Below are 11,854 nucleotides of genomic sequence, written 5' to 3' on the forward strand. Positions count from 1 at the left end.
GGTTAGCGCAAATGGACAACTTTCCGCCCCGTTGTGCGCACCCACCAGCCATCAACGGTTGACTAGGGAGTTTGCGACAAAAGGTCCCGGACCGATTCGGGCTGGTTGGAGAGCACCACGATGTCGACGCGGCGGTTCAGCGACAGGTCCTTGTTGCCGGGCACCGGCCGCGCGTCCCCGTAGCCGACGGAGGAGATCCGTGCGGCCTTCACTCCCCCGTCCTCGACCAGTGAGCGCAGCACGCCGGTGGCGCGGGACGCGGAGAGTTCCCAGTTGGTGGGGTACGGCTCGACCGGGCGGCGCTCGTCCGCGAAGCCCTCCACCTCAAAGTACCGCTTGGTGGGGGCCAGCACCGGGGCGATGGCGTCGATGATCTCGCGGGCGTTGTCGGTGAGCTCGGCGCTGTTGGGCACGAAGAAGGTCTCCGCGCTGACCAACCTCACGGTCAGACCCCGGTTGTCGATGGAGAAATCCGCCGCCCCGGCATGGCCGGAGTCCTTCAAGCGCTTTTGGATGCGTTCCTTGAACTCAAGGAGCTCGGCCTGCTCGTCCTGGGCCAGGGCGAGCAGCGCCTCCTTGGTCTGCCCGTCGATCTGGCTGCTGGCCAGCAAGCCCTCGGTGCCCACCAGCTCGGGAGGGACCACGATGCCCTCCGCGGTGTCGGCGGTGATGCTTTGCTCGGTGCCGAAGCCGGTGGCCAGGGAATTCTTCAGCTTCGTGTACTTGTCCTGGTCGACGGTTGACATGGCGAAGAGCACGATGAACAGGCACATCAGCACCGTGACCATGTCCATGTACGAGGCCATCCAGCGCTCGTCCGGGCCGTCGTGCCCGGACTCGGCCTGTTTGCGGCCCTTGCGGCCACCGCGCCGACGGCTGCTGCGGCCCCCGCTCACGCGGCTTCCTTGAAGTCATCGAGCACGGCCCCGACCTGCGAACCTTTTTCCTTGCTCTTGCCCAGGGCGTGGGGCGGGACCATGGCCCGCAGCTTCTCCTCGAGCAGGATCGGCTGGCTTCCGCCCTGGATGGCCAGCACGCCTTCCATGGCCAGCGTCATGCTGTCGATCTCGAGTTCCGAGAGCCTGCGCAGGCGCGAGCCGATGGGCAGCCAGATGAAGTTGGCCGAGACCAGTCCCCACAGGGTGGCCACGAAGGCTGCGGCGATCATGTGGCCGAGCTCGTCCGGCTTGGAGAGGTTTTCCAGCACGTGGGTCAGCGAGACCACGGTGCCGATGATGCCCACCGTGGGGGCGTAGCCGCCCAGGGTGGAAAACCACTTGTGCGCAATGGCGTCGGTGCGCTCGCGGGTGGAGATCTCGTCCTCGAGTTGGTCGCGCAGCTCGTCCCCGTCCATGCCGTCGGCCATGGACTGCAGGGCACGGCCCAGGAACGGGTCCTTGGTTTCCCTGGCCTCGGATTCCAGCGCCAGCAGGCCTTCCTTGCGCGCCAGTTCCGCGAGCTCGACGAGCCGGGTGATCAGCTCGCCCACCGGGGCGATCTTGCCGCGGAAGGCAGAAGGAAGGGACTTGAAGGCGATGAGCGTGTCGCTGATGGTGCCGCTGGCAATACCCACGGCGATGGTTCCGAGGAACACGATGATCATCGGGGCCGGAAGGAGGATCGATGAGACGGAAGCGCCCTCCATGAAAAGCATGGTGAACATGGCGCCAAAGGCCAGCAGGAGGCCAATGATTGTTGCTGGATCCACGTGGGGCGTCCTCTTATCGGTGCGTCAGGGGCGGAACGGACGGTTGCCGCGGCTCGTTGTGCCGCGCCAGCGAGACCACCCGGGCACGATATCCCGCCACCAGGGCAATGACTTCTTCCATGGTTTCGGTGACCACGTATTTGGCCCCGTTGACCATGAACACCACGGTGTCGGGGTTTTCCTGGATCCGCTCGATGAGGTCGGCATTGATCGCAAAGCGTGTGGCGTTGAGCCTGGTTACAACGATCATTGAAGCACCCCGTTCTTTCACAGGAGCACTCTCGGCAGAAAGGGCCGCCCCGTTAGCCAACGGGGCGGCCCTTTCCCGGTTCCCAGGGGGAACCGCACTCGATGTCGTTCGAGTTGACGGCGGAGGTCTTACCGGAGCCGGAACCTCGGAACCCGGCCGACCCTCACCACGTTGACCCGGCAACCCGGATCCATTGCGAGCCTTATTGCTACTTGCCCAGGACGTTCAGGTCCTTGCCCTTCGTTTCGGTCACGGTGAACACGGTGGCAATGGAAATCACCAGAAGTGCCATCGTATAGATCGGGAAGAAGTTGAACGACGCCGAGGCCGCCCAGGTCTGGACATAGGGAGCGGTGCCGCCGAACGCGGCAACCGCGAAGGCGTACGGGAATCCGATGCCGGAGGTCCGGACCTCCGGCGGGAACAGCTCGGAGAACAAGGCAGGCATGATGGCCAGTGCACCGGCAAGAAGTGCCGACATGATCGAGACGCTCAACAGGAGCACCATGAAATCGTCGCGCAGCCACAAGGTCATCGGGTAGTACAGCACGAGTGCGCCGGCCGCGCTGATGAGCATCACCGGCTTGCGTCCGATGCGGTCGGAGAGCATGCCCCACAGCGGCAGGACGGCAATCAAGACGATGTTGCCGATGACGCCGGCCCAGAGGGTAAGGCCCCGATCCATGCCGAGCTGGGTGTTCGCGAAAGTCGGGGCATTAATGGCCCAGGCGTAGTAGGCCACGGTGAGCCCGATGGTGAGCCCGATGACCTGCAGCGCAGCCCGGCGGTGCTCCCAGATCTGTGCAACGATATTCCGCTTGCGGCTCGCGTTGCCCTTTGCGACCTCCTTGAACACCTCGGATTCTTCCATGTTGCGGCGCAGGTAGAGGGTGTAGAGACCGGCGACGGCGCCGAGCGCGAACGGAATGCGCCAGCCGAAGGAATCAAGCTGCGCGGTTGTGAGCGTCAGGTTGAGGATGGCGGCGAGCAGGACGCCAAAGAGGATGCCGGTCGTGCCCGAGACGTAAATCCAGCTCGACCACAGGCCGCGATGCTTGCGCGGCGCAACCTCGGAGAGGAAGACCTGAGAGGCCGGAAGCTCGCCGCCATGCGCCAGTCCCTGCAGCAGTCGGGCCAGCAGCAGCATGAGCGAGGACCATGCACCCATGGTCTCGTAGTCGGGCATCACGGCAATCGCGAGGCTGCCGAAGGAGGCGAGCAGGATCGCGAGTGTCAGTGAGAACTTGCGGCCCTTGCGGTCACCGATCCATCCGAAGAGGAAGCCGCCAAACGGGCGCGCGATGAAGCCAACGGCGAAAACGGCCAGCGCCGAGAGCAGCGCGGAAGTCGGGTCGTCGTTGTTGAATGCGTGAGCGGCGATGTAGACCGCAAACGAGGCGTAGACGTTCCAGTCGTACCATTCAAGAAGGTTACCCATGCCGATGCCGACAAGGTTCTTCCTCGTCGTCCGGCGGCTTTGCTCCGTTGTGCGCTCATTCACGGCGTGGGAGTTGATGGAGCTCATTTGGTTGCTTCCTGTTTCATGCTGGCGGCGGACAGCGCTGCCAGCCGGCGGTGGGCCAGGGTCGCCATCAGCGCGGCGCCGTCTTTCAAGACGTCGTCGGCAAAGACTGCCTGGGGTGAATGGTTGTCGGGCAGCTCTTCGACGTCGACGCCCGGCCGGGCCGCCCCGAGCGGGATGAAGACGCCCGGAACCTGATCCAGCACCTTCGAAAAGTCCTCGGATGCGCTGAGCGGGTATTCCGGGTCGATGAGGCGTTCGGCGCCGAAGAGTTCCCGCACGGTGTCCGCGACGATCTCGGATTCCGCCGGATCGTTGTGGGTGACGGGGTAGAGCAGCCGGTAGTCGACGTCGACCTCCACGCCGTGCGCGTCCGCGATGCCGCCCAGCACCTCGGGGATCGAGGTGTTCATGAGCATGCGGTTGTGCGTGCTGAAGGTACGCACCGTCGCCTTGATCTCAACGCTGTCGGGGATCACGTTCTCGACCTCGCCGCCCCGGATCATGCCAATCGACACGACCACGGGATCGAAGGAGTCAAACCGGCGGGTGACCATGGTCTGGAGTGCGAGCACCATCGTCGCCGCGGCGGTGACAGGGTCCGCCGCGCGGTGCGGGGCCGAACCGTGTCCGCCGCGCCCGCGCACCGTGATGAGCACGGTGTCGGAGGCGCTCATGATCGCGCCCCGGCGAACCATGAAGGTGCCCTGCGGGATGCGTGCCGAGAAGACGTGGAGCGCAAAGGCGGCGGAGACGCGGGTGCCGGAGGCGTCGAGCACTCCTTCTTCGATCATCAGGCGGGCCCCGTCGTGGCCTTCTTCGCCGGGCTGGAACATGAATACCACGTCCCCGGCCAGGTTCTCGCGGTTTGCGCTGAGGAGTTCGGCCGCGCCGAGCACCATCGCCATGTGGGCGTCGTGCCCGCAGGCGTGCATGGCCCCGGTTTCCTCGGAAGCAAACTCGAGGCCGGTTTCTTCCGCGACGGGGAGCGCGTCCATGTCGCCGCGCAGCAATACAGCTGGCGCGTGCCCCTGGGCTGCGGCCTGGCCCCTCAGTACGGCAACGACGGAACTGCAGGCGGCGCCCACGGTGACCTCGAGCGGCAACTCGGCCAGTTTGTCGAGAATGCGCTGTTGCGTCCAGGGAAGATGGAGTCCCACCTCGGGGTGGCGATGCAGCTCGTGTCTCAGCGACACAAGGTCTGCCTCGATCCGAGCAGCCTGTTTCAGGTAATCCATATCGGCTATCCTCACGCTGTTCAATTTCTGCTCAGATCAGTATAGGCGCGTTGAAACTCGTGCAGATTAGCCGAGGACTATCCATCAATATTGATCATTTCTCCGAAGATTTTGAGATATCCTTGCACACAGATGAAGATTTTGTGTGCATCCATGCATTGGAAGTGAGCGCACCCACACCACTCCCCGGAACACGGAGGCCCCGAATGGCCCTTGCCGAAGACCTTGAATTGCTCCACGCATTGCAGATCGCTCCGCGCGCCTCATGGCGTTCCCTGGGAGCAGTGCTTCACCGTTCCCCTGCGGTACTCGCCAACCGATGGCAAGAAATGACTGATGCCGGACTGGCATGGTGCACTGCGGTTCCCTTCGGCGAGGGCAGCCCCGGCGTTACCGCGTTTATCGCGCTGCTCAGCGAACCTGGCCATCAACAAACCCTGATTGACCAAGCGGTGCTGATCCCGGAGGTCATTTCGATCGAGGTGCCGGCCCGGCGCTGGGACCTCATCCTGACGGTGCTGGTGCCCGACATGGAGGTGTTCCTGCGTTCATTGCAACCGCGAATCGCAGGCCTTGACGGCCTGACCCGACACGAAACAATCCTCTGCACACGCAGGCACTTCGGGGGACATGAATGGCGGCTTAACGTTCTCGACGGTGCGGCGCGTACAGCGCTGCAACTGCAAAGCGGGGCTTCCGCCGAGGATGGGAAGGGGATCCGCGAGGAGGACCGAGCACTCATTCCCTTGTTGTTTCGCAACGGACGGGCAAGTGTCACCGACATCGCCGGAGAACTCGACACGCACGCAAGCACGGTATCCCGGAGGCTGAACCGTTTCCTCTCGGACCCACGGATAACGCTGCGCTGTGATGTGGCGCCAGAACTCGTCGGCCAGCCGATCAGTTGCCAGTGGTTCTGCTGGCTTCCGCCGAATCAGCACGATGCCGCCGCCGAAGTGCTGCGCTCCTTGCCCGACCTGCGCTACTGCTCCTCGACAACGGGCCAAACGAATTTCACCTTCGTCCTTTGGGTCAAGTCGCCCGAGGACATCTTTGAAATCGAGCGGAAAGTCGTCGAAAGGATTGAACACCTGACCATCTCCGAGAGTTCGGTGACCGTCAGGTTCATCAAGCGCATGGGCTGGAGACTTGATGACCGGGGGCGGCGAACCGGCGAACCGGTGCTCCCGATGTTCATGTCCTGAAACGACCGGGTTACTTGGTTCGGTACTTTCACAGGCCTGATCCAGCCTATTTGTGAAGTACATGGGGCGGCGCCGTTAGCCAACGGCGCCGCCCCATGTTTTGCGCCGGTGGCTACCTCTTGAGGTTGGCCAGTTCCTGGAGGACCTCGTCGCTGGTGGTGATGATGCGGGCGTTCGCCTGGAAACCGCGCTGGGCGACGATCAGGTTGGTGAATTCCTGGGAGAGGTCGACGTTGGACATCTCCAGCATGCCGCCGGAAATGGTGCCCATGCCCGGATCCCCGGGGGCGCCGTATTCAATGGCGCCGGAGTTCGCGGTGACGGTGTAGCCGGAGCCGCCCGTCTTCTGCAGGCCCGCGGGGTTGGCCACGGTAGCGAGCGCGATCTGCGCGATGGCCTGCTGGGCGCCGTTGGAGAAGGTCCCGGTCAGCGTGCCGTCCGATCCGAGCGTGTAGGATTCCAGCGTTCCGGCGGAGCGGCCGTTCTGCTCCGAGATCGAAACGGTCTTCAGCCCCGCAAAGCCGGTGACCTGGGATAGGTCCACCGCGATGCCTCCGACGTTCAGGGGGCCGCTGGGAGTCAGGGTACCGTTGGCGTTCTGCGTCAGGGTGATGTTGCTCGGCGCCCCGCCGTCAACATCGGCCGCCACATTCCAGCCGCCTGCGGTACGGGTGAAGGTCATGGCCAGGGTGCGGCTGGTTCCGTCCGCAGCAAAGACTTCCTTGTCCTGGACGACGGAGTCTCCGACGGCCGTTTCCTTGGGCAGGTTTCCGGCGAGCGCCGCGGCGTTTGTCGCCGTGGCCGGTGCAACGAGGTCGCGCGGCAGGGCGATGTCGGTCAGCGCGCCTCCGGTGGCCAGCTGGCCGCCTTGCGCCATCCAACCCTGCACGATGCCGCCGTCGGGGCTGGTCAGCCGGCCGTTGGCATCGAATTCAAAGGCTCCGGCGCGGGTGAGCGAGGTGGCGTTTCCGGAACGGGTGGCGAAGAATCCCTCACCGGCGATCATCATGTCCGAGGCACGGCCGGTGCTCTGGGACGAGCCCTGGCCGAAGTTGGTGGAGATGCCGGCGACCTGCACGCCGAGGCCGACCTGGGCGGGATTGCGTCCGCCGGCGTTGTCGCCCGGGGTCGTGGCGCCTTGGGTCATCTGGGACAGGGTGTCCTGGAACTGGACGGAGGAAGACTTGAAACCCGACGTGTTGACGTTGGCAATGTTGTTGCCGGTGGTGTCAAGCATGGTCTGGTGGGCGCGAAGACCGGAAATTCCTGAATACAGTGAACGAAGCATTGGGGGTGTCTTTCTGCGTAGGAGGAAATTGGGTGGAACAAGAAAACTAAAGGTAGGCGCCTAGGCGCCAATGGCATTCGGTTCGGTGGTCTCGGACTCCGGTTCCCCGCCCTCGGGCGGGGTATCCGGGGTCGTGTCCTGCTCCGGATCGGGAACCGGCGCGGCGGGTGCCGCGATGCCGATGATCTGCGCATAGGGGATTTGCTGCTCCCCCACGGTGACCACCGGTGATCCCTGCGCAAAGGACACCGCGGTGACCACCCCGGTGATCGGAGGTTCCCCGACCGTGGTGATTTCCCTGCCGATCAGGGAGGACGCGGCCAGTCGCTGCTGGATGTCCAGCGAGGCTTCCTGGGTCGCGCTGAGCGTGTTCATGCGCTCCATCGAGGCCAGCTGGGTGGTCTGGGAAATCATCTGGTTGGTGTCCATGGGCGAGCTCGGGTCCTGGTTTGCCAACTGGGTGACCAGCAGGTGCAGGAACACTTCCCCGTCCATGCTCTGTTTGGGAGCGCGAACGGGCGCGGCGCTGGCACCGAATTGCGTCGCTTCGATGGGTGGCACTGTCATGGGGGTTTCCTTCCTAGGCCATCACGTCGAGATGGGAAGTGTCGTGCGGGGCCAGGGTGGTCTCCTGGCCCTGTGTTTCGGCTGCAAGTTCGTCGCGGGTGCGCAGCCCCGGAAAAGGGATCCCGGTGAAGGGACGCGCGTCCGAACCGCCTGTGTCCTGGTTGCCGGTGTGGCCTTCCGTTGTGGCGGAGGAATCCGCCCCGGTGGACAGTGTGATGGTTCCGGATCCCGAGGCTGCCAGTTCGCGGCGCAGTTCGGGCAGCATGGCGCGCAAGGCCTCGCGACCGGCGTCCGTCGGTGCCGACAGTTCCATGCGGATGCCCTCCCCGCCCAAAAGGGCCTTGACCGTGATGGGACCCAGTGCCTCGGGAGCAATGTTCACGCTTAGCGTTCGTTCCCCGTTCGGCCCAGCGGCCAAAGTGGCCATCGGGCCGAGCAGTTGGCGGTGCAGCGGTGCGGGCCCCTGGGTGCGTACCAGCGGGCTTTCCGTGGCCGGTGTTTCGAGCGGGTCCACGGCCGAGATGCCGCCGTCGTTGGAGACTCGGACCGATGCGATTGCGTCGTCAGAGGTAGTGCGGACTTCGATCTGCCCGGTTGCCGGTGGGAGGGACTGGGCCGGGGCGTTCGTTGCAGCGGGCGCCATCTCGGTCCCGGCCAGTGCCGTGGCGACACTGGCTTCCGGAGTTTGTCCCCCGGCACCCGGTCCTTGCCGAGCATCCGCCGAGGCGGAACCCGGTGCGTGTTCCTGGGTCGGGGCACCGGTGGCCGAAATTGCTGCCCCGGGTTGCCCGGTGACGGCCGCCGTCCCGTTCGTGCCTGCAGCCACAGGATCGAGGGTTCCCGTGGGTTCCGAAGGGGTCGGCACCGCGAGTGGCTGCAGTGCGCCGGTTGGGGGCAGGTCGGGATGGGTAATCGTGGTTCCGGGCGTGGGTGCCACAGGCAGGGAGGTGCCACCTTCAGGCAGCTGTATTTCCAAAGCGGGGGCCTCTGCCAAGGGAAGCGGCTCGGCTTCCGGAGCGGCAACGACCCCAGGCTTCGGCACGACCAGCGGCGGTGTGACGGCCACCGGGAACGGCGACCCTGCACCGGAGTCAGGTGCCTGTGCAGCGGAAACCGAATCGGCCGTCGGCTCCTTGCCGGTTTCGACGACCGAAGTGGAGCCGACGGTTACCGTGGCGCCCGAAGGAAGTACGGCGGAAGCCGACAGTCCCGGAAGTTGCGCCCGCTGGACCATCACGTGCCCGGCATCCGATGCGCTGGACTCCGCCGGATCCCGGCCGATGGAAGATCCCAGCGGCGAAGCACCGGTAGGCAGCCCGCTTTCCGCTGTCCCCGGTGCGGCTGCGGCAGCATCCGCTGCGGTTCCCGCCGATGCGCGCTGGGTACCCGGTACCGGCAACGACGGAACCATGGAGGCAAAGACCTCGGCGAACTGGCCGGCAGGAGCGTTTCCGGGTTCGGTTGAACTCCGGGAGGCCGACGATGCCGGGGCAATCCCGCCGGGACCGGCAGGGGCAGCCGGCAGTGCGGCGAAGGGTCGCGGGAACGGAATCATGCGCCGCTCACCGCCGTAGAGAAGAGCGCGCGCTGCACTGCCGCGGTGAGCTCTGCCTGCTGCGTCGTGGCCAACGCCTTGGCTGGGGCAGGGGTCTTTGCCTCGGCCGCACCGGCCGTTTCGGAGGGCACAATTCGGCGAATCGTCATGATCGTGGCATCGGTTTCAAAGAGCTTGCGGATGCTCACGGTTTCCCCCGGACGCGGGGCATGGATCATTTTGTTGTCGCCCAGGTAGATGCCGATGTGGCCACCACCCCGGGTGACGATCAGGTCCCCCGGCTTGGCCTGGGCCAACGAGGGAACCTCGGTTCCTTCCTTCGCCTGCTGTCGGGCCACGCGGGGAAGCTCCACGCCAAGGTCCCTGAACGTGTGCTGCACGAAGGAGGAGCAGTCAAGACCGATCTCGGGATTGTTTCCGCCCCACACGTACGGGACACCCAGGTACTTCTTCGCAGTCTGCACCACGTCCGAGCCATCCACGCCGTCCGCAGTTGCCGGTGGTTCCTTGCCCACAGCCTTGGACTGGTCCACTGCCGCGCCGGAACCGGGAGCCGGCGAGGTCACGGGTGCCGGTGGTGCGGTGACAGGGCTCGCCGCCGCGGACGGGGCCATGGCCTGTTGCAGGGCCTGGGTGAAGGAGGCCGGTGTTGTGGGCATGGCCGCCGAACTTGCCCCGAGTCCCGGGACGGCACCAGCCAGCGCTGCAGCCGCCACGGAGCCGGAAGGCGCTGCCTCGGCCTTCGCGGTTGCCGGGGTTCCGCTGACGCGGGCAAGTGTCGATTGGATGGCGCCGATGCGTGAGGCCATGTCGCTGAAGCTCACGGTGTCTTCCCTTCAAAAGCGTTGGTGGCACCCAGGTCGTCAAGCAGCAATTGCTCCCGTGACAGGGCTTCGGTACGTACCTTCACCTCGTGGCGGTGGGCAAGTTTTTCCAGGGCCTTGAGCTCTTGGCGGGCCCGGCGATGGGTTTCGCGGGCTTCTTCCGCCTGCCCGTCCAGCGTGGAAACCAGGGTGTCCAGTTCCAGCAGCATGCCGCGCGCGGAGGCACGCGAGGCGACCAAGGCCATCAGCGTCTCGCTGTCCACCGGAGCCTGTTCGGGTGCGGCCATGGCATCGCGCATGGCGTTTCGCTCCATCATCCGCTGGCGTAGGCCGCGGTTGGCCGCGGCAAGGTCTCCTGCTGCCTTGGTTTCCTGCAGTCCGCGCAAACGCAGCAGCCCCGAAAGTGCAAATCCCCTGGACATCAGGACACCCCCATGTTCCGTAGCAATGAGTGAAGTTCGGCCCACGAGTGGGCGCTGGGCACCGGTTCCTCGAGTCTCTGTTGCAGGAACCGATTGATGGCAGCTTCGTGATCGACCGCGGCATCCGCCAGCGGATTGCTTCCGCGCTGGTAGGCTCCGACATCCAGCAGGTCCTGCACGGCACGGCGTGCGGCCATGACTTTGCGCAGCGTGCCTGCTGCATTGGCTTGTTCCTTGCTGGTCACCCGGGAGGCGACACGCGAAACAGAGGCAAGTGCGTCAATGGACGGGAAGTGGCCGGAAATGGCCAGTTTCCTGTCCAGGACAATGTGCCCGTCAAGCAGCGAACGGGTCGCGTCGGCGATGGGTTCGTTATGGTCGTCCCCGTCCACCAGCACGGTATAGATCCCGGTGATGGAACCTTCCGAGGAGGTCCCGGCTCGCTCGAGCAACCGGGCGAGCAGGGAGAACGTGGAGGGAGGGTAGCCGCGCGTTGCCGGCGGTTCCCCGGCGGAGAGCCCGATTTCGCGCTGTGCCATGGCGACACGTGTCAGGGAATCCATCATGAGCAGCACCTGTGCACCGGATTCGCGAAAGGACTCGGCAATGCGTGTTGCCACGAATGCTGCCCGCAGCCGCATGCGCGCCGGCTCGTCGGCGGTGGAAACCACGACGATCGAGCGGGCCAGGCCTTCGGGGCCCAGGTCCTCTTCCAGGAACTCGCGGACTTCGCGCCCGCGCTCGCCCACCAGGGCAATGACATTGACCTGTGCGCTGGTGCCGCGGGCGATCATGGAAAGCAGCGAGGACTTGCCGACTCCGGATCCGGCGAACAGCCCGATGCGCTGGCCTGCACCCACCGCGGTGAGGGTGTCCATGGTCCGGACACCGAGTTGCAGTGGCGTGGTGATGCGGCTGCGTTCCAGTGCCGCGGGGGCCTGGTGCTCCATGGGAACCAGGGTGTGTTCCCCCAGCGGGCCAAGCCCGTCAATGGGCTGGCCCAATCCGTCCAGCACGCGGCCAAGCAGGCCGCTGCCGACCGGGATGTAGGCGGCAGAACCGCTGCTATGTACAAAATCGCCCACCCTGATGTCATCCATCGGTCCCAGCGGCATACAGTGCAGGGTGTCTCGACGCGCGGCAACCACTTCGGCGGCGACTTTGGCGTCCCCGATTTCCAGCACGGTGCCCATCGGCGCGTTCAGGCCAGCGACTTCGAGCCCCAACCCGACCACCGAGCTCACCACTCCCATCCTCACCGGCTCGGCTGCCCGC

The 11,854-nt window shown here is 65.3% G+C and carries 12 protein-coding genes; 1 reads left to right on the plus strand and 11 read right to left on the minus strand.

Annotation, left to right across the window (positions count from 1 at the left end; genetic code table 11):
• Positions 1 to 62: 62 nt before the first annotated feature.
• From ACIPVK_RS07715 to ACIPVK_RS07735, 5 genes are all read right to left on the minus strand, one after another.
• On the minus strand, positions 63 to 896 hold the full coding sequence (locus ACIPVK_RS07715) for a flagellar motor protein MotB (RefSeq protein ID WP_407611381.1): 834 nt from the start codon (positions 894 to 896) through the stop codon (positions 63 to 65).
• Positions 893 to 1,708, minus strand: a complete 816-nt coding sequence (locus tag ACIPVK_RS07720; RefSeq protein ID WP_407611382.1) for a motility protein A — start codon at positions 1,706 to 1,708, stop codon at positions 893 to 895. The genes ACIPVK_RS07715 and ACIPVK_RS07720 overlap by 4 nt, the downstream gene beginning before the upstream one ends.
• A gap of 13 nt (positions 1,709 to 1,721) precedes the next feature.
• Positions 1,722 to 1,958, minus strand: coding sequence for a flagellar FlbD family protein (locus tag ACIPVK_RS07725; RefSeq protein ID WP_407611383.1), 237 nt, complete (start codon positions 1,956 to 1,958; stop codon positions 1,722 to 1,724).
• A gap of 208 nt (positions 1,959 to 2,166) precedes the next feature.
• A complete protein-coding gene (locus ACIPVK_RS07730; protein WP_407611384.1) occupies positions 2,167 to 3,483 on the minus strand; it encodes an MFS transporter in 1,317 nt (438 codons plus the stop codon).
• The gene (locus ACIPVK_RS07735) at positions 3,480 to 4,718 is read right to left on the minus strand and encodes a M20 family metallopeptidase (RefSeq protein ID WP_407611385.1); all 1,239 of its coding nucleotides are present in this window, start codon (positions 4,716 to 4,718) and stop codon (positions 3,480 to 3,482) included. Before ACIPVK_RS07735 ends, ACIPVK_RS07730 begins: the two co-directional genes overlap by 4 nt.
• 206 nt (positions 4,719 to 4,924) lie before the next feature.
• On the opposite strand from ACIPVK_RS07735, the gene ACIPVK_RS07740 reads away from it, so the two are divergent.
• Positions 4,925 to 5,923, plus strand: a complete 999-nt coding sequence (locus ACIPVK_RS07740) for an Lrp/AsnC family transcriptional regulator (RefSeq protein WP_407611386.1) — start codon at positions 4,925 to 4,927, stop codon at positions 5,921 to 5,923.
• Positions 5,924 to 6,035: 112 nt separating this feature from the next.
• On the opposite strand, the gene ACIPVK_RS07745 is transcribed toward ACIPVK_RS07740, so the two are convergent.
• Genes ACIPVK_RS07745 through ACIPVK_RS07770 form a run of 6 tightly spaced genes read right to left on the minus strand, consistent with a single transcriptional unit; the run spans position 6,036 to position 11,832 of the window.
• A complete protein-coding gene (locus ACIPVK_RS07745; protein WP_407611387.1) occupies positions 6,036 to 7,211 on the minus strand; it encodes a flagellar hook protein FlgE in 1,176 nt (391 codons plus the stop codon).
• A gap of 60 nt (positions 7,212 to 7,271) precedes the next feature.
• Positions 7,272 to 7,778, minus strand: a complete 507-nt coding sequence (locus ACIPVK_RS07750) for a flagellar hook assembly protein FlgD (protein WP_407611388.1) — start codon at positions 7,776 to 7,778, stop codon at positions 7,272 to 7,274.
• 13 nt (positions 7,779 to 7,791) lie between these two features.
• Positions 7,792 to 9,333 (minus strand): flagellar hook-length control protein FliK, encoded by a 1,542-nt coding sequence (locus ACIPVK_RS07755; RefSeq protein ID WP_407611389.1) that lies wholly within the window; start codon positions 9,331 to 9,333, stop codon positions 7,792 to 7,794.
• Positions 9,330 to 10,157 (minus strand): C40 family peptidase, encoded by an 828-nt coding sequence (locus ACIPVK_RS07760; protein ID WP_407611390.1) that lies wholly within the window; start codon positions 10,155 to 10,157, stop codon positions 9,330 to 9,332. The genes ACIPVK_RS07755 and ACIPVK_RS07760 overlap by 4 nt, the downstream gene beginning before the upstream one ends.
• On the minus strand, positions 10,154 to 10,579 hold the full coding sequence (locus ACIPVK_RS07765) for a hypothetical protein (RefSeq protein ID WP_407611391.1): 426 nt from the start codon (positions 10,577 to 10,579) through the stop codon (positions 10,154 to 10,156). The genes ACIPVK_RS07760 and ACIPVK_RS07765 overlap by 4 nt, the downstream gene beginning before the upstream one ends.
• Positions 10,579 to 11,832, minus strand: coding sequence for a FliI/YscN family ATPase (locus ACIPVK_RS07770; RefSeq protein WP_407611434.1), 1,254 nt, complete (start codon positions 11,830 to 11,832; stop codon positions 10,579 to 10,581). Before ACIPVK_RS07770 ends, ACIPVK_RS07765 begins: the two co-directional genes overlap by 1 nt.
• Positions 11,833 to 11,854 lie beyond the last annotated feature (22 nt).

Source organism: Paeniglutamicibacter sp. MACA_103 (genome assembly GCF_045798555.1).
In the GTDB taxonomy this organism is placed as follows: Bacteria; Actinomycetota; Actinomycetes; order Actinomycetales; family Micrococcaceae; genus Paeniglutamicibacter.